General features: G+C 50.2%; 20 protein-coding genes. 8 read left to right on the top strand and 12 right to left on the bottom strand.

Annotated elements, in window-relative coordinates:
- Nucleotides 1-95: 95 nt before the first annotated feature.
- Nucleotides 96-1085: a GGDEF domain-containing protein gene (locus BLW68_RS14650; protein WP_092794968.1), complete on the top strand. Its 990-nt coding sequence runs from the start codon at nucleotides 96-98 to the stop codon at nucleotides 1083-1085.
- On the opposite strand, the gene BLW68_RS14645 is transcribed toward BLW68_RS14650, so the two are convergent.
- Together BLW68_RS14645 and hemH are read right to left on the bottom strand one after the other, a co-directional pair.
- Nucleotides 1082-4147 carry a transglycosylase domain-containing protein gene (locus BLW68_RS14645; RefSeq protein ID WP_092794966.1) on the bottom strand — a complete coding sequence of 1022 codons (3066 nt, stop codon included), beginning with the start codon at nucleotides 4145-4147 and terminating at the stop codon, nucleotides 1082-1084. The two genes, BLW68_RS14650 and BLW68_RS14645, sit on opposite strands and share 4 nt — an antisense overlap.
- 9 nt (nucleotides 4148-4156) lie before the next feature.
- Nucleotides 4157-5242 (bottom strand): ferrochelatase, encoded by a 1086-nt coding sequence (gene hemH / locus BLW68_RS14640; protein WP_092794964.1) that lies wholly within the window; start codon nucleotides 5240-5242, stop codon nucleotides 4157-4159.
- 190 nt (nucleotides 5243-5432) lie between these two features.
- On the opposite strand from hemH, the gene BLW68_RS14635 reads away from it, so the two are divergent.
- Together BLW68_RS14635 and BLW68_RS14630 are read left to right on the top strand one after the other, a co-directional pair.
- On the top strand, nucleotides 5433-5879 hold the full coding sequence (locus BLW68_RS14635; RefSeq protein WP_092794962.1) for a hypothetical protein: 447 nt from the start codon (nucleotides 5433-5435) through the stop codon (nucleotides 5877-5879).
- Nucleotides 5872-6963 (top strand): PQQ-dependent sugar dehydrogenase, encoded by a 1092-nt coding sequence (locus BLW68_RS14630; protein ID WP_092794960.1) that lies wholly within the window; start codon nucleotides 5872-5874, stop codon nucleotides 6961-6963. Before BLW68_RS14635 ends, BLW68_RS14630 begins: the two co-directional genes overlap by 8 nt.
- Nucleotides 6964-7023: 60 nt before the next feature.
- On the opposite strand, the gene BLW68_RS14625 is transcribed toward BLW68_RS14630, so the two are convergent.
- The 8 genes from BLW68_RS14625 to BLW68_RS14590 all read right to left on the bottom strand — a co-directional run bounded on the left by BLW68_RS14625 (nucleotide 7024) and on the right by BLW68_RS14590 (nucleotide 14759).
- On the bottom strand, nucleotides 7024-7518 hold the full coding sequence (locus tag BLW68_RS14625) for an FKBP-type peptidyl-prolyl cis-trans isomerase (protein ID WP_092795138.1): 495 nt from the start codon (nucleotides 7516-7518) through the stop codon (nucleotides 7024-7026).
- Between the two features lie 120 nt (nucleotides 7519-7638).
- Complete coding sequence (trpA, locus tag BLW68_RS14620; RefSeq protein ID WP_092794958.1) at nucleotides 7639-8439, bottom strand: tryptophan synthase subunit alpha; 801 nt, start codon at nucleotides 8437-8439, stop codon at nucleotides 7639-7641.
- A complete protein-coding gene (trpB, locus tag BLW68_RS14615; RefSeq protein ID WP_092794955.1) occupies nucleotides 8436-9626 on the bottom strand; it encodes a tryptophan synthase subunit beta in 1191 nt (396 codons plus the stop codon). Before trpB ends, trpA begins: the two co-directional genes overlap by 4 nt.
- Entirely contained in the window at nucleotides 9619-11025 is a 1407-nt protein-coding gene (gene trpCF / locus BLW68_RS14610; protein WP_218141382.1) for a bifunctional indole-3-glycerol-phosphate synthase TrpC/phosphoribosylanthranilate isomerase TrpF, read from the bottom strand. The genes trpB and trpCF overlap by 8 nt, the downstream gene beginning before the upstream one ends.
- Nucleotides 11018-12067 (bottom strand): anthranilate phosphoribosyltransferase, encoded by a 1050-nt coding sequence (trpD, locus tag BLW68_RS14605; protein ID WP_092794953.1) that lies wholly within the window; start codon nucleotides 12065-12067, stop codon nucleotides 11018-11020. The genes trpCF and trpD overlap by 8 nt, the downstream gene beginning before the upstream one ends.
- Before the next feature lie 2 nt (nucleotides 12068-12069).
- A complete protein-coding gene (locus tag BLW68_RS14600) occupies nucleotides 12070-12654 on the bottom strand; it encodes an aminodeoxychorismate/anthranilate synthase component II (RefSeq protein WP_092794951.1) in 585 nt (194 codons plus the stop codon).
- A gap of 3 nt (nucleotides 12655-12657) precedes the next feature.
- On the bottom strand, nucleotides 12658-14247 hold the full coding sequence (locus BLW68_RS14595) for an anthranilate synthase component 1 (RefSeq protein ID WP_092794949.1): 1590 nt from the start codon (nucleotides 14245-14247) through the stop codon (nucleotides 12658-12660).
- Nucleotides 14248-14576: 329 nt separating this feature from the next.
- Entirely contained in the window at nucleotides 14577-14759 is a 183-nt protein-coding gene (locus tag BLW68_RS14590) for a DUF6435 family protein (RefSeq protein ID WP_092794947.1), read from the bottom strand.
- Nucleotides 14760-14878: 119 nt separating this feature from the next.
- Between BLW68_RS14590 and rnm the strand changes: the two genes are divergently transcribed.
- Genes rnm through rluB form a run of 5 tightly spaced genes read left to right on the top strand, consistent with a single transcriptional unit; the run spans nucleotide 14879 to nucleotide 18828 of the window.
- Entirely contained in the window at nucleotides 14879-15736 is an 858-nt protein-coding gene (rnm, locus tag BLW68_RS14585; RefSeq protein WP_092794945.1) for an RNase RNM, read from the top strand.
- Nucleotides 15737-15765: 29 nt separating this feature from the next.
- On the top strand, nucleotides 15766-16386 hold the full coding sequence (locus BLW68_RS14580; protein WP_092794944.1) for an L-threonylcarbamoyladenylate synthase: 621 nt from the start codon (nucleotides 15766-15768) through the stop codon (nucleotides 16384-16386).
- A gap of 23 nt (nucleotides 16387-16409) precedes the next feature.
- Complete coding sequence (locus tag BLW68_RS14575) at nucleotides 16410-17234, top strand: segregation and condensation protein A (RefSeq protein ID WP_092795132.1); 825 nt, start codon at nucleotides 16410-16412, stop codon at nucleotides 17232-17234.
- Complete coding sequence (scpB, locus tag BLW68_RS14570; RefSeq protein ID WP_092794942.1) at nucleotides 17234-17818, top strand: SMC-Scp complex subunit ScpB; 585 nt, start codon at nucleotides 17234-17236, stop codon at nucleotides 17816-17818. Before BLW68_RS14575 ends, scpB begins: the two co-directional genes overlap by 1 nt.
- Nucleotides 17818-18828 carry a 23S rRNA pseudouridine(2605) synthase RluB gene (rluB, locus tag BLW68_RS14565; RefSeq protein WP_092794941.1) on the top strand — a complete coding sequence of 337 codons (1011 nt, stop codon included), beginning with the start codon at nucleotides 17818-17820 and terminating at the stop codon, nucleotides 18826-18828. Before scpB ends, rluB begins: the two co-directional genes overlap by 1 nt.
- 58 nt (nucleotides 18829-18886) lie before the next feature.
- Here rluB and BLW68_RS14560 read toward each other — a convergent pair whose 3' ends face one another.
- Nucleotides 18887-19183: a hypothetical protein gene (locus BLW68_RS14560; protein ID WP_092794939.1), complete on the bottom strand. Its 297-nt coding sequence runs from the start codon at nucleotides 19181-19183 to the stop codon at nucleotides 18887-18889.
- On the bottom strand, nucleotides 19183-20004 hold the full coding sequence (locus BLW68_RS14555; RefSeq protein WP_177172258.1) for a formylglycine-generating enzyme family protein: 822 nt from the start codon (nucleotides 20002-20004) through the stop codon (nucleotides 19183-19185). The genes BLW68_RS14560 and BLW68_RS14555 overlap by 1 nt, the downstream gene beginning before the upstream one ends.
- Nucleotides 20005-20006 lie beyond the last annotated feature (2 nt).

Raw genomic sequence — 20006 nt, 5'->3', positions numbered from 1 at the left:
ATTACTGTTATGTGATTTTGCTTTCTGGTTAGTGAATAAGCTACGATGCTTCTATATTAATAAGAAATAATTTAGCTCGGACGGGGATACAAGCGGTGTTGGAGCGTTTAAAAAACGATTTTTATCTGGCTATGTTAACTCTGGTCGGGGCTATGATAGTGCTGTGTGTCACGCCTTATGGTCTGTATCGTTTGTATACCGGTAATATTGTTGTTGGCATTGCAGATTTACTGATGGTCACCTGCGCTATTATTGCCACCCGCAAGGCCTGGAGCAGTGGGGATACGGTAAAACCCGGCCTGTTTATGGCGGTGGTGTTTTGTATTGGCGCTGTGCTGGTATGTATTAATTTAGGCGTAGATGGCTTGTTTTGGGTGTATCCGTTTTTGGTGTTTATATTCTTTCTGGTATCTCCGCTTAAGGCCTTTGCGTTATTAGTTACTATGTTACTGGTGCTGCTCAGCTATGCATTTTGGCGCCCGGGTAGTGTTTTTGACAGCCAGTTCCAGATGACATCTTTTATGGTAACAACAACCATTTCCAGTGTGTTTGCTTTTATTTTTGCTTACCGGGCCCAGGTGCAGCGCCAGGAATTAAAACGACTTGCGACAACCGACAGTTTAACGGGGGCGTCAAACCGGCGCACGTTAAATGATCAGCTGGCAGTGGCCATTTATGAGTTTACTAAAAGTGCGCGGCAGTACGGGCTTATTTTGCTGGACTTAGATCATTTCAAACAAATTAATGATAACCACGGCCATAAAGTTGGCGATCAAAAACTGATTGAACTGATCCCCGTGTTGAAGTCTATGTTGCGTTCACAGGATCAGGTCTTCCGGTTCGGTGGTGAAGAATTTGTGGTGCTGGTGGCCGATACCAGGCCGGCAGATCTAAACAAATTAGCAGAGAAGCTGCGGGCAGGTGTTGAGCAGCGCATGATGTTGCCCGATGGCTCATACCTGACGACTTCTATAGGTGTGGCTCAGTTACAACCAGGGGAAGATTGGGAAGCCTGGTTACACCGCGCGGATATGGCGTTGTACCAGGCTAAACATCTAGGCCGTAATCAGGTGGTTACCGGCTAATTGCACCATCCACCTTCTGTCAGATAAGGTACCAGTAAAGGTGCCATGCTGTTCATTACCTGTAAAGGTAAGGCTGAAGTAAAGCGGAACTGTTCAGCGTCAGCATCAGGCACATACGCAGTCAATACACCAAAATGCTGATATCCCAGATAAAACGCAAAAGTGGCGGTGCGGTTTAATGCTTTTGAGCTGACATGCTGACCTCTGGCATTTAGCTGCACCAGCCGGTTATCGCCGGTGCCGGTTTTACCACCTATTGCCAGTTGGGAATTAGCATAAGCAGGTTGCAAGCGCCGGGCAGTACCGTCGGTAGCTACTTGCTGCAACACGGTTCTTACTGCTGCGGCAACTTCCGGATCCAGTACTTGCTGGGCCTGTGGCAAGGGGCGCTCGAAATGAGTCTGAAACGGCGTGTCGGTGGCAAATGCCAGTTTGTCTATGCGGATAGTGGGTACACGTTTGCCGTTGTTGATAATAATACCTATCAGTTCTGCCAATGCTGCCGGTCTGTCACCAGAGCTGCCCAGTGCTGTTGCCAGCGAGGGCACCAGATAGTCAAACGGGTAACCCAGGCGCTGCCAGCGCTGATGTAAATCCCAGAAGGCTTCAATTTCCAGCATATTACGGATGCGGTTATCCCGCGCACTGCGAAAACGGGTTTTAAACAGCCACTGGTATACTTCCTGACGTTTAGCGCTGCTATCGGCGATGGCACTTTGCAAACTGGCATCCGGTGTTTGTTGCAGGTAGGCCAGTAACCATAACTCCAGCGGGTGGCTGCGGGATAAATATGCCCGGTCTGGTAAATTAAAGGCATCCGGCTGATATTTGTCATACAGTTTTGGCCAGTTGCTTTTTTCGCTGGTACCAAATTGTTGTTGCATTAACTCGCTGAACTGCGCCAGCGTACTGTTGGGGTTAATATATAAGTAAGCTACTGCCAGTCGTTCCGGAGTTTGTCTGCCGCTGGCAATATACAGCTGTAAACGCTGCTCGGCATTGCTGTCTTTATATTTTTGCCAGAACCGGCGCAAAAAGGTGGTGCCTTCGCGGTCGGCAAACCGGCGCAGATATTGCTCCCGGCGCGGATTATCATCGTCTGCCAGTAGTTGGTAACTGCTATTTTCGCCATGGTAAATACTGTAGTTCACCATATCTTGCAGCAAGCGCACAAAAGGCAGGTTAATTGATTGCTGCAGGGCTTCGGCGATGGTGGGGTTTAGCCGGTCTTCTTCTTTACGAAAATTACTAAAAGTATGCAGACCACCGCCGGTATAAAAACTTTCTTTCGGGTTAGCACTATATTGGCGTTGCAGCGCCGCCTGTAACATAGTGTCGAGGCTGACACCGGGGTATTCACTTAAATAACTTACTGCCCAGCTGGTCAGGTTATCTTGTGGTGCTAACTCAAGAAAGCGTAAAGTTTCGGCGCTTTCTTCGGCATAAAGCCGGTGCAGCTCTGCCACTATCTGTAAATAGCTTACCAGTACACGTAACTTGGCGGTGGACCCCAGCTCCAGTTTGCTCGAATCATTCATATCAAAAGGCTGGTCGGTGTTGTCTGTTTGCACCCGCACCTTATTGCCATTGTCTGTGCTTTGGTACAGCGTAAAGCTGTAACGCACTTTGCTTTGTTGGCCGGGCGAGAGCAAACGATCAGCAAACAAGCCTGCCTGTTCGGCGCCACTGTAGTTATTAAGCTTATGCAGATGCTGGCTGATATCACGCTGTAGCTGATTATGGATCGTGGTTTGGCTGCTTAAGTCCAGCCGGTCCAGCTGATACAGGCTTTGATTTAATAACTGGCTCAGACGGCTTCGCACCATAGTGGTTGCTTTAAAATCTGTGCCGGGTAGCGCAGCCGGAGCGGCTTGCCCGTTAAAGCTTAGTTTTTGCTGTATGGCTTTAGTGGCAAGCTCAGCGGGCACTATGCCCTGTTGTTGCATCAAATTAAGATAGCGGCTGCTAAGCTGCTCTAAATCGGCGCGGCCTTGTAATAAATAATAAGACGGCCGCCGCTGGGCAATAATCAATGCCATTACCTGTTTAAGGGCCAGGCCTTGTGCGTTGGTGTAGGGGGCTCCCTGGCGCAGTAGCTGATTCACCTTAGCTGGATTAGCACCAAACCAGGCATAGAGCCCTTCGCCCATACCATGCACTTCGCCATAACTTGCAGTTGCTGCCAGCGGCACAGTATTAATGTAGTCCAGTACAATGCGCTGCCGTGCTTGCTGGGTATCTACTCCCGCCTGATAAGCTCTGACACTGGCAGATACCAGCTGGCGGAATTTATCGGCAACATCTGAGGTTAGGCCTTGCGGGCTATGACGGTATTTCTCCAGTTGTGTCGCCAGGGTGCTGCCACCTGCTGCAGCTGCGGGAATACCGGCGGCACGTTGCAGCTGTGACCATACTGCCGCACCCAGCCGGGGTAAATTCAGTACCGGATTAGCCCTTGGATGCTCGGGCGTAAGCAGGGTTCTGTCTTCAACAAACAATAAGCTTTTTACCAGTATGGGGGCCATTTCCTGCAAAGTAGCAAACTGCATGGCAGGGGCCTGTGCCTGGTACATCAGTTCTTGCTTACAGCCATTAATAATAAGCCCTGCCTGGCTTTTCTCATTATAGGGCGGATAGAAACCATAGTCGCTGTAGCGTAGTAAGCTGTCAGAAAACTGGCTTTGCTGGCTGATATGAAAGCCGGTTTTTTGCAGCCTTTCGAGCCATTCAGGCAGTTTACTGTAGCCAAAGCGCTGATCAAACGGCCCTGCCTGGGCGTAACTGATTTGCTCTGCCGGGCCGGGTACTACCTCATAGCTCAGATGGCCAGCCAACCAGTGCCAAAACGTAGACTGGTAAAAATGATTACGGCTTTCCTGATAAATAGCTACGCCCAGCAATATAACGGCCAGTAGTAATAACCAGGGAGTTAAACGCAAAGGGGGTTGCTCCGGAGCAACGTAGGGTGCTTCCCGAACATTATCGAACTTTACTCTGTTTAGCAGCGGTGGTGCATTTAATGTTGGCTCAGTCCGCGTTTTATTACCGTTGCTGGTGCTCATACAAGCTGTTTAGTCTCCGTATTTTTCTGAATTGAGGGTGTTGGCGCGTGTTGCACGTTGCGGATCTGCGCTAACCTGCCAGCCATGCAGATTGTCTTTAATCAGCTGGCACAACGCATTAATATGCTGCGGCTCGGCATTTAGTGCTGAAATATATTCATAGCGCTCGCCACCGGCATGTAAAAAGTACTCTTGGTTTTCTTCGCCAATTTCTTCAATGGTTTCCAGGCAGTCTGCCGAAAAACCCGGGCAAAAAATTTGCACACTTTTTACGCCTTGTGTCGGTAGCGCTTTTAATGTTTCATCGGTATAAGGTTTGAGCCATTCTTCACGGCCAAAGCGTGACTGAAAGGTGGTCATATACTGATCTTTGTTCAGACCCAGTTGCTCAGCAATTAAACGCGAGGTTTTATAGCATTCGCAGTGATAGGGGTCGCCGTTCAGTAAATAGCGCTTTGGTATGCCGTGATAAGACAAAATCAGTTTGTCGGCCTGGCCGTGTTGCTGCCAGTGGCGGCGAATTTTGTCGGCAGCGGCGGCAATAAAGGGCGCGTAATCCGGGTAGTGCGATACAAAGCGTAAATCCGGTAGCCAGCGGCGGCGCATAAAGTTACGTGCTAATTCATCAAAACTCGATGCTGAAGTAGAGGCTGAGTATTGCGGATATAGCGGCAATACCACCAGTTTGCGCACGCCCTGGGCAAACATTTTATCTAATACCGAATCAAAACCTGGGTTGCCATAACGCATGGCGAACTCAACCACAACATCATTCAGGCCATCTTGTTTAAGTTGCGCCGCAACCGCATCGCGCTGGGCCTGAGTATGAAATAAAAGTGGCGAGCCTTGGTCGGTAAATACTGTGGCATACGCTTTGGCCGAGCGGCGTGGCCGAAACTGCAAAATAACGCCGTTTAATATCAGCCACCACAGCAGGCGAGGCACTTCAACCACACGCGGATCAGATAAAAACTGCTTTAAATAACGTTTTAGTGCTTTGGGCGTGGGTTCGTCCGGGGTACCCAGGTTGGTTAACAGAATACCTATTTTATCGCTTTGCTGATGGTCGAAGTTAGGGGTATTGATATAACGCATAACAGGGTAGCTGCTCTTTTGGCTGAAGGAACTGACATTACGCCAATTCGACGTTAACAGTTTACCTGGTTCAAGGCATAAGCCGATTTTAGCAGTTTCTGCGCCGGATAAGTAAGCTGCCGGTAAAATTAATCTTGTTACATTAGTGTTGACAAGGTAGCCTGAAACTGATGTTAAGAAGGGGAATGTAATGATATCTGTGCGCTGGTACCTGCTGTGGTATCTGTTACTGGCAGTATTGCTAACGACTGTGCTGGCTTGTATTACACAAAGTGGTTTTAATCTGGCCGCAATAGCAGCGCTAACCGGTGGTGTTGCAGCAGGTGATATTGCTGCGACAATCTGGTTTGATTTAACTCATTTTGGTTTCACTTACGCACCAATAGCCCTGGTTAACCTGCTGGTCGCGGCTGTTTTGCTGCATTTTTTGCCGCTACTGCGCCGTTACTGGCTGGCGGCAGGACTTGGCGCAGTGTTGCTGTACCTTATGTTGCTGATTATTAACATCATAGCGCCTATGCCGACACTCATTGCTGCTACCCGTAGCAACACCGGTATTATCAGCATGTTGCTGTGTAGTAGTGCGGGTATGCTGAGCTATGTATGGCTATTAAAACGGAGAAAGCTTTATGCTTAGGTTTGCTATTTTACTGGCATTGCTTTTTGCCGTACCTGGACTAAATGCTGCCCCGTCTTATCAGTTAAAAGTTCTGGCGGATAATCTGAATTACCCCTGGGCACTGGTGTTTTTGCCCGATGGCGATATGCTGCTTACCGAGCGCAGCGGCACAGTAAAACGCCTGGCGGCAGATGGTAGCGAGCGTTTTAGCATTCAACCGGCCTTACCCGATCTGCTGCAGGCCGCGCAGGCCGGTTTGCAGGACATAATACTGGCACCGGATTTTGCCGCTAATAGCCAGATCCTGCTCAGCTACGCCTGTGGCACATTAAAAGCTAACAACACCTGTCTTGCCAGCGCTGAACTGACGGCCAGTGGCCTTGACAACATTAAACGTATTTTTCAGGCTCAGCCACTAAAAAGCGGTGCTGCCCACTTTGGCGGCCGTATTGCCTTTTTGCCGGATAACAGCCTGGTGTTAACACTTGGCGATGGTTTTGACTACCGTGAGCAGGCGCAAAACCCGGCTAACCATTTGGGTAAAATTGTGCGGTTAAATACCGATGGTTCAGTACCGCAAGATAACCCTTTTGTGAATAAACCTGGTTACGCGGCTGAAATATACAGCCTGGGGCACCGTAATGTGCAGGGCATTTTTTATGATACTCCAAGCCAAACCCTGTATAGCCACGAACATGGCCCACGCGGTGGGGATGAGTTAAATATTATTAGCGCCGGGGCAAATTATGGCTGGCCGGTAGCCACCAAAGGTATAGATTACACAGGCGCCAGGGTATCACCTTATACCGCTTTCAGTGGCATGCAGGCACCTGTTTGGGGCTGGACACCGTCCATCGCCCCGGCGGGCATGACGTTATACCGTGGTGAGTTGTTCCCACAGTGGCAGGGTAATATCTTTGTGGCTGCGCTGGCCGCAAAAAGCGTGTACCGGCTACAAATAGAAAACCACAAGGTAGTGAGTGAGCAGGTGTTGTTTAGTGAGTTGAAACAACGTATTCGCGATGTGCGTAGCGGGCCGGATGGGGCTTTATATTTGCTTACCGACAGTGACAAGGGCCAACTTATTAAAGTAACTCCTTAAAGTAACACCGGCAAACTAAGCGACAAAGCTTAGCTGCCGGTCATGTAGCAGAGTATAGCTTTAGTGATGGTGATGGCCACCTTCACCATGGGCGTGGCCGTGGGCAATTTCTTCGCCGGTGGCTTCGCGTACCGACACTATCTCAACGGCGAATTTCAGCGTTTTACCGGCCAGTGGGTGGTTGGTATCCACGTCGGCTTTAAACATGCCTACTTTAACAATAGTCACCTGGCGCTGGCCATGCTCGGTTTGCACTACAGCAGTCATACCCGGTTGCCATTTTTTCGCGCCCATCAGGTGTTTTACCTGCATGCTTTGAATGGCATTTTCGTCGCGCTCGCCATAGGCTTCGGTTGGCGTCAGAGTCACTTCCAGCTTGTCACCAGCGGCTTTGCCGCTTAATGCTTGCTCCAGTGCCGGCAGCATTTGCTCATGGCCATGCAGATATAGCAGCGGATGGCTGCCGTTTGACGTTTCCAGTTCAATATTGGCGCCATTGCTGACATCGGTTAGGGTGTAATGAAACTGTACTACGCTGTTGTCGCTGATTTGCATAAAAGTGGGTCCGCTTAGCATAAAGCCGCTATTATCCTGCGCGGCGGCAGAAAAATCGACTGCTTTGATAAAAAAACACGCCACAGCAGACTGTGGCGTAAGTTGTTGTAGTTTGTTACTTCAGGTTGCGGCTTTCATATTGCTGACAAACTGTTTTAACTGTGCCAGCAAGGTTGCCGGTTCGTTTTGATGCTGCTCTATCAGCTTAACAATAGCCGAGCCGGATATAGCACCGGCAGCACCGCTGTGAATGGCATCTTTCACATGTGCAGGAGTAGAGATACCAAACCCCAGCAACGGCGGTGCCGGGTTATAGCTGCGAATACGCGCAATCAGCTCACTGGTGGGCATAGCGGCCACGGTTTCAGCGCCGGTAACCCCGGCACGGCTGAGTAAATAAGTGTAGCCACGGCCATAAGAGGCAATTTCGCGCAGATCATCATCATCCACATTAGGCGGTACAATAAAAATCGGCGCTATATCATGCTTAACGGCGCTTTGGCGGAACAGCTTGCTCTCGTGCAGTGGCACATCGGCAATTAACACTGAATCGACCCCGGCTGCAGCCGCTTTAGCATAAAAGTTATCAATGCCACGCGCCATCACCAGGTTTGAATACAGCAATAAACCAATGGGGATAGTGGCGTGATAGGCGCGGATTTTACTGATCAGCTCAAAGCTAATGGCTGGAGTGACACCGGCGGCCAGAGCGCGGATATTGGCCCCCTGAATGGTCGGGCCATCAGCTATCGGGTCAGAAAACGCTATACCCAGCTCCAATGCATCAGCACCGGCGTCAATCAGGGTTTTAATAATCTCAAACGACAGCGCCGACGTTGGGTCGCCAATAGTAACAAAGGGGACAAAAGCGCCGCGACCTTCGCTGTTTAAGCGGTTAAACATTTGCTGATAGCGCTTCATAGGCTGCCTCCTGCTAGTACGCTGTGCACATGGGCTAAGTCTTTATCACCACGGCCGGATAAGTTAACTAACAATACCGTTGGCTCTGTTGCCTGCGCCGCCAGTTTCAGCGCATAAGCCAGCGCGTGCGAGCTTTCCAAAGCTGGAATAATACCTTCACTTTTCGCCAGTTGTTGAAATGCCGCCAGGGCTTCATCGTCATTTATTGCCACATATTCGGCGCGGCCGGTTTGTTGTAAATGGGTATGCTGCGGGCCCACTGCCGGGTAGTCGAGGCCGGCGGAAATGGAGTACGACTCTTCAATCTGGCCGTCGCTGGTTTGCATAATGGCGGTGTAGGCACCGTGCAAAATACCGTAGCTGCCGGTAGACAGCGCTGCACCGTGTTGGTGGGTGTTAATGCCTTTACCACCGGGTTCAACGCCAATCAATTTTACGCCTTCCTCGGCAATAAAATCGGCGAACATGCCAATGGCATTAGAGCCACCGCCAACGCAGGCAATCACCGCGTCGGGCAATTTGCCTTCAGCTTGTAAGATTTGCTGTTTGGCTTCTTCGCCAATCATTTTCTGAAAATCACGCACTATGGTTGGGAACGGGTGCGGTCCTGCGGCGGTACCCAGCATATAGTGGGTGCTGTCATAGGTTGCCGACCAGTCGCGCATGGCTTCGTTTACCGCATCTTTTAAAGTGCCGCTGCCGCTGGTTACCGGAATCACGGTAGCACCCATCAGCTTCATCCGAAATACGTTCGGTTGCTGGCGATCAATATCTTTAGCGCCCATATAAATGCGGCACTTCAGACCAAGTAATGCACAGGCCAGGGCAGTGGCGACACCATGCTGGCCGGCGCCGGTTTCGGCGATCACTTCTTTTTTACCCATACGCTTGGTCAGCAGCGCCTGGCCCAGTACCTGATTGGTTTTATGCGCACCACCGTGCAGTAAGTCTTCACGTTTTAAATAAATTTTTACCAAAGGATTCGGCGAAATATTACGGCAGAGCGTTAACGGCGTTGGCCGACCGGCGTATTCGGTTAATAGCTGTTGAAACTCGGCATGAAAGGCCGGGTCTTCTAAGGCATCAACATAGGCTTGTTCCAGCTGTTTTAGCGCCGGCACCAGGAGCTGCGGCACAAACATACCGCCATACTGGCCAAAGTAAGGATTAAGCTTTAGCTCACTCATAGTGAAACTCCCGTAATTGTGTAAAGGCGGAGCGGATTTTCGCCGCATCTTTGATGCCTGGCGCAGTTTCCAGCCCTGAATTAAAATCGAGCCCGGCTACCGGCAATCTGGCGGCGGCAAGGCAGTTATCGCTGTTTAAACCGCCGGCCAGCATTATGGGCTGACTGGCCGTTTGTTCTGTTAACAAGGACCAGTTAAAGCTGATGCCGCTGCCGCCATGCTGTGTAGGATGATATGCATCGAGCAAAATACGATCAGCAACTGGTGTAAATGCCGGCAATGCATCTTTTACCCGGTAGGCTTTCCAAATCTGACAATCTGCCGGTAACAGCGGTTTTAGCGCGTTGATATAGTTATCATCTTCCTCGCCGTGTAGCTGCACGGCGCTAAGTGCTAAGCTATGCGCCAGTTTAACGACCTCAGTAGCCTCTGCATTAACAAACACGCCGACATACTTAAGTGCACCATAGCTAAGCGGGGCGCCTTGTTGCACAACCGCGGCTTGCTCTGGTGTAACGTTGCGTGCTGATGGCGGATAAAAAATTAAGCCGCCATAACAGGCGCCGGCTGCATAAGCGGCGGCGGCATCTTCGGGGCGGGTAAGGCCACAGACTTTATGCTCACCCAGCACCAGTTTGCGCGTGGCGGAGGCTAAATCCGCTTGTGCCATTAACGAGCTGCCAACTAAAAACGCATCGGCTACTTGTGCTAAATGCCGCACCTGCTGGTTAGTGTATATACCGGACTCTGATACTACCGCTGTGCCGGGGGGGATCAGTTTCGCCAGGTTAAAACTGGTGTCTAAGTTAGTGCTTAAGTCACGCAAATCGCGGTTATTAATGCCGATAAGCTCAGCGTTAAGCGCAACGGCACGTCGTGTTTCTTCCTCGTTGCTTACTTCCGTCAGCACTGTCATATTCAGCTCTGCCGCCGTGGTGGCAAGCTCCCGATACTCTTCGTCATTTAGCACCGACAGCATTAACAGCACAGCATCGGCGCCGCAGTGGCGGCCTAGGTAAATCTGGTAGCTGTCGATAATAAAGTCTTTATGCAGCAGCGGTTTATCTACCAGGTCACGCATGGTGCGTAAATACTCATACTTACCCTGAAAGAATTTCTCATCGGTAAGTACCGAAATGCAGTCGGCATATTGGCCATATACCTGGGCTAATTCCTGCAGGTTAAAATCTGCGCGAATAAGGCCTTTAGATGGCGAAGCTTTTTTACACTCCAGAATAAAGCGCGGGCCAGGTTGTTTAAGCGCGGCAAGGAAATTACGCTGACTTGGACCTACCGCGGCAATAAAACCTGCCAGCGGTTGCTGCTGTTTAAGTGTGGTTACTTCGTCGCGTTTATGCGCAACAATTTTTGCCAGTACATTTGGCATTTGCTCAGTCATGCGCCGGCTCCCTGGTTTGGCTAAGTTGTTTAAACTGCGACAGAGTGCTGAAGGCCTTATTAGTGCTGAGCAGCTCCAGCACCGCTTGGGTGTTTATTTTTAAATCATCACCCATACCGGCAATTTTCAGCATGGCAGCCACATTTATCGCTACTGCCGCTTTATGGGCGCTTTGCCCTTGGCCCTGTAAAATAGCCAGCGTTGCAGCCGCATTATCGGACGGCTCGCCGCCTGCCAGTGCTGACAACGGCGTAAGTGCAACGCCAAAATCATCCGGTGTCAGGCTAAACTCGTTTAGCTTGCCATCTTTAAGCTCACAGACATAAGTGGTGCCGTGTAGCGCCACTTCGTCACAACCACTGCCATGCACCACCCAGGCGCGTTTTACACCAAGTTGCAATAATGCCTGCGCCATGACGCGGCACAGTTTAGGGTCGTACACACCCAGCAGCTGATAATCCGGCGCGGCAGGGTTAACCAACGGGCCTAACAGATTAAACAGCGTACGGCTTTTCAGGGCATTGCGCACCGGCATCGCATGCTTAATACCGGCATGGTACAGCGGGGCAAATAAAAAGCTGCAGTTAGTTTGCTCAAGGGTGTGAGCGGCCAGCTGCGGCGGCATTTGAATATTCACGCCCAGTTGCTCTAATAAATCGGCTGAGCCAGAGCGCGATGACACGCTGCGGTTACCGTGTTTTACCACTTTTAAGCCCATGGCGGCGCCTACAATGGCGGCGGTGGTAGAGATATTAATAGTATTGCTGCCATCACCACCGGTGCCGCAGCAGTCGATACTGCCTGCAAGTTGTTGTGGAAATGCGGTGGCGGCCGCACGCAGCGCGCTGGCAGCACCGGCAATTTCATCGGCAGTTTCGCCGCGCATTTTAAGCGCGACCAGCAGCGCTGTCAGGTGTACCGGCTCAACGTCGCCTTTTACTACGGCAGTAAAAAACTGTTCGGCCTGGGCAAAACTCAATGGCTGACCGCTGAGGCTGTGTTGTACTGTCGAAAGTACCGTTGCTAATGTCGGATCTGTCATCTTCAGCCTCGTAATAAATAATCAATGCTGTTTTTTAACAAGGGTTTACCCAGCGTAGTTAAGATAGATTCCGGGTGAAACTGAAACCCCAGCATACGTTTATCCTCGTTAATGACCGCCATCGGAATGTGCCTGTCGTTGGCCAGCAAGGTTAGGGCGTTGGGCATTTCGGTGGCCATCAACGAGTGATAACGTGCCACCAGAAACGGATTAGGTAGTCCGGCAAATAACGGATGCTCATGCAGCGTTATCGCGGCAGTTTTGCCATGCACAGTTTCACCGGCGCGGCCGACCACACCGCCAAAATGCTCTACTATTGCCTGATGGCCCAGACATATGCCCAGTACCGGAAATTGTGTGTCACACAGCTTAAGTAATGCTGACATTGACCCGGCCTGCGCCGGGCTGCCCGGGCCAGGCGACAGTGCCAGTAATACCGGTTCGGCTTCGCTTAGCATTTGCTGGTAAATATAGTCAGCCGGTACGGTGTTGCGATACAGCTTTACCGCGTAGCCCAACTGGGCAAATTCATCGACAAGGTTGTAAGTGAAGGAGTCGATATTGTCGAGTAAATAGATAACGGCCATAGGTTACTCCTTAATCGCTGGGATGGCGTGTGCTGACACTATGGCGTTAATTACCGCCTGGGCTTTACTGCGGGTTTCATCGGCTTCTGCCTGGGCGATGGAGTCAAACACCACACCGGCACCGGCCTGAATATAAGCCGTGTTATTGCTGACATAAGCCGAGCGGATCACAATGCAGCTGTCAAAATCACCGTTACCCGCTAAATAACCGACGGCGCCACCGTAGCTGCCGCGGCGTTTGCCTTCGACACCACGAATAAGCTCGGCGGCTTTTACTTTGGGCGCGCCAACCAAGGTGCCCATATTCATACAGGCCTGATAAGCATGCAGCGCGTCAAGTTCAGGCTTTAAGGTACCGACCACCCGGGAGACTAAATGCATGACGTAAGAGTAACGGTCAACTTTTAGCAGCTCTTTCACGTAGCGGCTGCCGGGCACGCTGATACGGGCTACATCGTTACGGGCCAAATCGACCAGCATTAAATGCTCTGCTTTTTCTTTTTCATCCTGGCGCAGCTCCAGCTCAATGCGGCTATCCAGATCGCGGTCTATGCTGCCATCAGCTTTAAAGCCTCTGCGGCGGGTGCCAGCGATAGGGTAAATTTCTACCTGACGGCTTTTCGCATCAAACTTCAGCGCCGACTCGGGCGAAGCGCCAAACAAGGTAAAGGCGGTATCTGTTAAGTAAAACATATAAGGGCTGGGGTTTTGCTGCTTTAACCGGGCATAGGCGGTAAGCGGATCAGGGCAGGGCAGGCGAAAACAGCGCGATGGCACCACCTGAAAAATATCACCGGCGACAATATGTTGTTTTAGTTTTTCTACCTGGGCGACAAAATCGGCATCGCTGATATCGACTTGCACCTCTGCCTTTATTGCCGTTGCAGGCGAGGTAGCAACAGCAGGAGTTTGCAGTAACTGCTTGAGTTGTTCCAGCCGTTTGCCAATGACAAAACAGTTGGCTGGCGCTTGCTCACCACAAAATACGTTGCCGACCAGCCGGCTGTGGCCGCTTTGGTGATCCAGCACTAACAGCGTTTCTGCCAGATAAAACACATAATCCGGGCACTGGTTTTCTGCCGTTGGCACTTGTGGCAACTGCTCAACAGTGGCCACCATGTCATAGCCTATTACGCCACCTAAAAATACTGCGAACGGCTCATCGCTCTGGCACTTAAGCTCAGATTGTAAGGTGCGCAGCACATTAAAAGGGTTGGCAGCTAACAACCGCTTGCTCTCTTCGAGCAATAATTCTGGCCGCTGATAGGTAATACGCAGTTGGTCTTTACTTTGCTCAACCGCCGCATTATTGCTGAGCTTATCTGCCAGATAGGGTAATAAAACTGCGCCATTGTTGCTAACCGCTTTAACCACTACTGTTTGGTCGTTGCATTCTATCCGTAGCGCCGCATCAATCAGTAGCAGGCTTTTTAAGTTATCTTTGCTGTCTATTTCGGCCGATTCTAATAGCAGTGAATACGGGCTTTGGGCCGTAAGCTGCCGGTAGCAGGCCAGCGCATCGCTATGATATGGCAGCTGCATGGCGATACTGGCGACTTCGCCCGGCGTATCGGTGATATGGCTAAAAATCATGTTTTACTTTTTCCTTATGATTCATAAATTAAGTTAAACAATTTTTTATTAAGCCGGTTCGCACAGTTTTGCAGGCACATAAAAAAAGCCCGCTTCTTATGGAAACGGGCTTCGGTAATTAAAGCTAATACAACGCCTACACACGCCCGTTGGGAATGTGCCACCACCAGTTAGTCAGGTTAAGGGTTGTGATAAATTGCATTAGCTTTAGTAACCTCGTTTGTTATGACACACATAAAACCGCAAAACGGTAGCAGGCGTCAAGTGCTTATTTGTTATAACCCAGAAATAAAAGCGTATAAGTGGCCGGACGGCCGCGATTTTTGCGTTTAACTGTGAGCAGCAGGTTTTTCCAGTTGTTCAATTTGTTGCCAAATTTCTTCGCTTTCAGCAGTTAAATCAGCATACAAGCGCATATCGCCGTTGCGCTGGGCGTGCATTGCCTGCTCCAATTTTTGATCATAGGCTTTACGCAATTTTTTTACCGGGTCTGACTTTAACCAACCGAACATAATATTTTCCGTTTATTTGACAAGGCGCTACCACTTACGCTAAGCCGGCAAACTAAGTTCAGTTTATTTTGTGATATATCGCTGCTGTGCGACAATAGCCAGCTTATTTTGAGGTGCCGATGAAAATTGATTTACACAGCCATACCCTGTGCTCTGACGGCGTGTTGTCGCCTGCTGATTTGGTGGCGCGCGCTGCAGAGAAGGGCGTGGATGTACTGGCCATTACCGATCATGACACGGTAGCCGGTTTAGCCGCGGCACAGCAAGCCATAACAGAACAGCAATTAGCGTTGCAACTGATTAATGGTGTGGAAATTTCTACCGCCTGGCAGCAACTGGAAATTCATATCGTTGGCTTGAATATTAACCCGCAGTGCCCGGTGTTTTTGCAGCGTTTAGCCAGCCAGCAACAAGCCCGGTTGGTACGTGCTGAGGAAATGGCGCGCCGGCTGGAAAAAAGCCAAATTCCTGATGTGCTGCCAGCCGTGCTTGAGCTGGCTAATGGTGCGGCGTTAACCCGTACCCACTTTGCCCGCCATCTGGTGAGTATTGGCAAAGCCAGCTCGATGGATGGCGTATTTAAAAAGTATTTAAGCCGCGGCAAAATTGGTTATGTGCCGAATAACTGGGTTGAGATGGCTGATGCCATCCAATGGATCCACGATGCCGGCGGTGTGGCCGTGCTGGCGCACCCGCTGAAATATAAACTGACAACCAAGTGGGTAAAACGGCTGGCAGAGCAGTTCGCTGCTGCCGGAGGTGATGCGATAGAGGTGATCTCGCCGCAGCAAACGCCGGTACAAAAACGTGAACTATGGGCCCTGTGCCAGTTACATGGTTTAACGGCGTCGGTCGGCTCGGATTTTCATCAGGTAACAACTTGGAATGACATTGGAAAAAATCTATATTTAACCGACGATGTCATTCCGGTTTGGGCTAACTGGCCACTGACAGTCGCAACTGTGCAGCCGGGCTAACGTAATAATTTACTGTAAGAAGAATAACAATGAGTCAATTTTTTCATATTCACCCTGAAACCCCGCAGCTTCGCTTGTTAAAACAAGCTGTGCAAATTATTCGTCAGGGCGGTGTAGTGATTTATCCCACCGACAGTGGCTATGCGCTTGGGTGTCACGTAGGTGATAAAAACGCTATGGAGCGTATTTTACAAATCCGGCAGGTAAACGTTGATCATAACTTTACGCTGTTATGCCGCGATTTATCCGAGTTATCAGTGTATGCCAAAGTAGAAAACAGCGCCTTTCGCCTAATTAAAAACAATACGCCCGGCGCTTATACCTTTATTTTGCGCGGTACCAAAGAAGTGCCGAAACGTTTGCTGAACGAAAAAAAGAAGACCATAGGTTTACGCATTCCAGAAAATAAAATTGCCCAGGCACTGCTGGAAGAATTAGGCGAACCCTTACTGAGCACCAGTTTGATACTACCCGGTGAAGAATTTGCTGAAAGCGATCCAGAGGAAATGCGCGCCAGGCTGGAAAAGCAAGTTGATTTAATTTTGCACGGTGGTGTAATTGGTGAAGCACCGACAACGGTTATTGATCTGTCGGATGATGAGCCCGTGCTACTGCGTGAAGGCCGTGGCGATCCAACGCCATTTCGCTAACGCTGTTGCCAGAGCATGCCAGTTTGACAGAACTCTTACCAGATAGCTTAACCATTCAACAGCCGCTGCCGCTGGCTTTTGTTCGCGGCGAAGCGGTGCTTGAACGGCCGGAAGACTTATATATTCCGCCGGATGCGCTGGAAATTTTGCTTGATGCCTTTGAAGGCCCGCTGGATTTTCTGCTGTATTTAATTCGTAAGCACAAATTTGATATTGTCGATTTACCGGTCAATGAAATTACTCTGCAGTATATGGAATACATAGACCTGATGCAGGGAATGAATTTTGAGCTGGCGGCAGAATATTTAGTCATGGCGGCGATGCTGGCCGAGATTAAATCCCGCCTGTTGCTGCCAAGACATAGCCAGATCGAAGACGAAGAGGCCGATCCGCGGGCAGAGCTAATCCGCCGCCTGCAGGAATATGAAGTATTTAAACAGGCCGCGACAGAGCTGGACAGCCTGCCGCGCGATGAACGTGATCATTTTACTGCCAATGCGGTGTTGGCAGATAACTTTGCGCCACTACTGATTTTACCGGATGTCGATTTAGCCGAGCTGACATTAGCGCTTAAAGACATTGTAAAACGGGCGAAAGACTTTCAGCATCATCATATTAAGCGCGAGCATTTATCTACCCGTGAAAGGATGAGCCGCATTCTGGATTTGCTTAGCCAACATAATGGTTATCTGGCGTTTTCCAGCTGTTTTGATGTAACAGAAGGCCGCGAAGGGGTAGTGGTCACCTTTTTAGCCATGCTGGAGCTAACCAAAGAAAAGCTGGTAGAAATTATTCAGGTGGAAGCCTACGGCCAAATTCATGTCAAACTTAAAGCAGGTGAGGCATAATGGCCGGCAAAATTAATGACGTGCAGTTAATGCAGTTGGTAGAGGCGGCTATTTTTGCTGCCGACAAGCCACTTAACAGCGATGATTTGCAAAGCACGGTGCTCGATGGCTTTAATGTCAGCAAAAAGCGTTTAGCTGATACCTTAGCGCGGTTGGTGCAGGATTATGCCGGGCGCGGTATTAGCTTAAGTGAAACGGCATCAGGCTATCGCTTTATTACCAAACCGGAGCTGAGTGACTATTTAGCCAGACTGTGGCCAGAGCGCTCGCCGCGTTATTCGCGTGCAGTGCTGGAAACCCTGGCGCTGATAGCCTACCGTCAACCCATTACCCGTGGTGAGATTGAAGATATTCGCGGCGTGTCGGTAAGCAGCCAGATTATGCGGACCTTGCTCGATCGTAACTGGGTTAAGGTGGTCGGCCATAAAGAAGTACCGGGCCGGCCGGGTTTATACGCCACTACAAAAGAGTTTTTAGATTACTTTGGTTTAAAACATTTAAACCAATTACCCCCTTTGCCGGAATTTCAGGCCATTAGCCTGGATCTGGCTGACACCGTCGTGACGACAGGAGAATTGCACTAATGAGTGAAAAAGCCGCAAGTGAAAAGCTACAGAAAGTATTGGCCCGCGCCGGCGTAGGTTCGCGCCGTGAAATGGAAGAGTGGATAAGCGGTGGCCGCGTAACAGTAGATGGCAAGCCAGCAACGTTAGGTGATCGCATCAGCCCAACACAACAAGTGCGGGTAGATGGCCACCCGGTACAAATTGCCAGTGAAGCCGAGCAAATTTGCCGCGTGCTGGCGTATCACAAACCGGAAGGTGAAATTTGTTCGCGTACCGATCCGGAAGGCCGGCCCACGGTATTCTCGCGCCTGCCAAATATAAAAGGTGCGCGCTGGATAGCAATTGGCCGCCTTGATATTAATACCTCAGGCTTATTGTTGTTTACCACTGACGGTGAGCTGGCCAACCGCCTGATGCACCCCAAGTTTGAAGTAGAACGTGAATACGCGGTACGGGTATTTGGTGATGTGAACGATGCGATGATCCAGCGTTTGCGCACCGGCGTTGAGCTGGAAGACGGCAAAGCTAACTTCAAAAAAATCAAAGCCCTGCCGGGCGAAGGTATTAACCGCTGGTTTCATGTAGTGTTAACAGAAGGCCGCAATCGCGAAGTGCGCCGCATGTGGGAATCACAGGGCGCGGTAGTCAGCCGGCTTATTCGCGTGCGCTATGGTGATTTACTGCTGCCCAAACACCTGCCGGCTGGCGGCTATGCCGAATACCCGCTGGAAGATGTTAACTACCTGCGTAAGTTGGTCAGCTTAGCGCCGGAAGTTGCAACCCTGGTTAAACCGGAAGACCGCGACGAGCGCCGTCGCCGTATGGCCAGCATGAAGCGCGCTGTGCGTAAACACGATATCGCCGCTAAAACACCGGAACGCACTCCCAAAGAACGCAAACCAAGCGAGGCAAGGCCTGCTAAGCCGGATGGCGCCAAGCCGGCAGGGCGCAGAGGCCCGGCAGCACCGAAAGGCAAACCACAACGTCAGCCCAACGGTAAAAAGCCCAGCCGCGAAGGCAGAGGTTAACTGAGACACAACAAAGGCGCGTAAAGCGCCTTTGTTGTTTTAATGCATATTCTGGTATCTAGGGAGTGTGCAGTGTTCTTGGAATAGCAAGCTGGGTTGCCAGGGCAATTAAACCTCCGATAAAAGCAAGCATCGGGCCTGTGATAATCCCGCCAAGCTGAAAATACCCCATCACTGAGCCGCCTAGCAGCATCAATAAGCCAAGGTTTTTGACCACTGCTGCCTTCTGGTTTTCATGGCTCCACTGTTGGCAGTTAGCGCATTGCAACATAAAAATACCGTTCACTTTCTTTGTTGCTGCAGCCAGCTTTAAATTCACCTTCTGTTTGCAGGCAGGGCATTCTAGTATTTTCATCAGTGGATCTCCCTTACCAACCTGAAGCCAAGAGAGGGGGATTTATCATCAACAGAGAATCCGTGCCGGGCAGATAGTCGCGTATTGTGGGCCCGGCTGGAGTAGCTCCCCCCTTTGACAATGCGGTATTCACAATCACCGGTTTTTACCGGCGTTGTGTCATTTGACCGGGTTTTTTCATCATCACAATCCAGTACCCACTCTGCCACGTTAGATGACACGTCATACAGACCATAAGGGTTTGCGTTATAACGGCCGGATATCCATGGCTGTGCTGCTTCGGTGCCGGCTGTACAATCGCCAATATCACGGTCACAGTGTTCTTTGCTCTGAACGTACTCTTCGCCCCACCAATACACTGTTTTTGTACCAGCTCTGGCAGCATATTCCCACTCGGTTTCCGACGGTAAGCGGTAATACTGGTTAGTTTGTTCCGTTAACCATTTGGCGTAGGCCGTAGCGTCCATCCAACTGACATTAATCACTGGCATATCACCCCGGCCCCATCCTCTATCGTCCGGTAGAGTTCGATTAGTGGCGTTAGCAAACTTATCGTATTGAGCAAAAGTAACTTCAGCGCGGGTTATGGCAAAAGCCGTGTTATTTTTTATGCTGCGCTGCGGGCCAAGATAACCGATTGAAGTAGTATATTCTTCACCAGCAACACCTTTCCCTACAGGAATAATGCTTAACTGCGGCCCTTCACTGTCATCGCTGAGCTTATCTGAGAAGAATTCAGTGGTATAAGGGATGTTTTTATCACATGAAATAATCAACACTGGCACAGTGAATACTGCTAATAGGTTTTTCAGCAAAGACATAT

This window comes from Rheinheimera pacifica (assembly GCF_900108485.1).
Taxonomy (GTDB): domain Bacteria; phylum Pseudomonadota; class Gammaproteobacteria; order Enterobacterales; family Alteromonadaceae; genus Alishewanella; species Alishewanella pacifica.
Note: the sequence above shows the minus strand (reverse complement) of the source record. Positions and strands in the feature narration are given on the sequence as shown.

Excerpts from the sequence above, each read along its gene's own strand:
- BLW68_RS14630 (WP_092794960.1), top strand. The coding sequence starts at position 5,872 with ATGCTTAGGTTTGCTATTTTACTGGCATTGCTTTTTGCCGTACCTGGA.
- BLW68_RS14555 (WP_177172258.1), bottom strand. The coding sequence starts at position 20,004 with ATGTCTTTGCTGAAAAACCTATTAGCAGTATTCACTGTGCCAGTGTTG.
- BLW68_RS14645 (WP_092794966.1), bottom strand. The coding sequence starts at position 4,147 with ATGAGCACCAGCAACGGTAATAAAACGCGGACTGAGCCAACATTAAAT.
- BLW68_RS14600 (WP_092794951.1), bottom strand. The coding sequence starts at position 12,654 with ATGGCCGTTATCTATTTACTCGACAATATCGACTCCTTCACTTACAAC.
- trpCF (WP_218141382.1), bottom strand. The coding sequence starts at position 11,025 with ATGACTGAGCAAATGCCAAATGTACTGGCAAAAATTGTTGCGCATAAA.
- trpA (WP_092794958.1), bottom strand. The coding sequence starts at position 8,439 with ATGAAGCGCTATCAGCAAATGTTTAACCGCTTAAACAGCGAAGGTCGC.
- trpD (WP_092794953.1), bottom strand. The coding sequence starts at position 12,067 with ATGACAGATCCGACATTAGCAACGGTACTTTCGACAGTACAACACAGC.
- BLW68_RS14560 (WP_092794939.1), bottom strand. The coding sequence starts at position 19,183 with ATGAAAATACTAGAATGCCCTGCCTGCAAACAGAAGGTGAATTTAAAG.
- hemH (WP_092794964.1), bottom strand. The coding sequence starts at position 5,242 with ATGCGTTATATCAATACCCCTAACTTCGACCATCAGCAAAGCGATAAA.
- BLW68_RS14625 (WP_092795138.1), bottom strand. The coding sequence starts at position 7,518 with ATGCAAATCAGCGACAACAGCGTAGTACAGTTTCATTACACCCTAACC.
- BLW68_RS14590 (WP_092794947.1), bottom strand. The coding sequence starts at position 14,759 with ATGTTCGGTTGGTTAAAGTCAGACCCGGTAAAAAAATTGCGTAAAGCC.
- trpB (WP_092794955.1), bottom strand. The coding sequence starts at position 9,626 with ATGAGTGAGCTAAAGCTTAATCCTTACTTTGGCCAGTATGGCGGTATG.
- scpB (WP_092794942.1), top strand. The coding sequence starts at position 17,234 with ATGGCCGGCAAAATTAATGACGTGCAGTTAATGCAGTTGGTAGAGGCG.
- BLW68_RS14635 (WP_092794962.1), top strand. The coding sequence starts at position 5,433 with ATGATATCTGTGCGCTGGTACCTGCTGTGGTATCTGTTACTGGCAGTA.
- BLW68_RS14580 (WP_092794944.1), top strand. The coding sequence starts at position 15,766 with ATGAGTCAATTTTTTCATATTCACCCTGAAACCCCGCAGCTTCGCTTG.
- rluB (WP_092794941.1), top strand. The coding sequence starts at position 17,818 with ATGAGTGAAAAAGCCGCAAGTGAAAAGCTACAGAAAGTATTGGCCCGC.
- BLW68_RS14595 (WP_092794949.1), bottom strand. The coding sequence starts at position 14,247 with ATGATTTTTAGCCATATCACCGATACGCCGGGCGAAGTCGCCAGTATC.
- rnm (WP_092794945.1), top strand. The coding sequence starts at position 14,879 with ATGAAAATTGATTTACACAGCCATACCCTGTGCTCTGACGGCGTGTTG.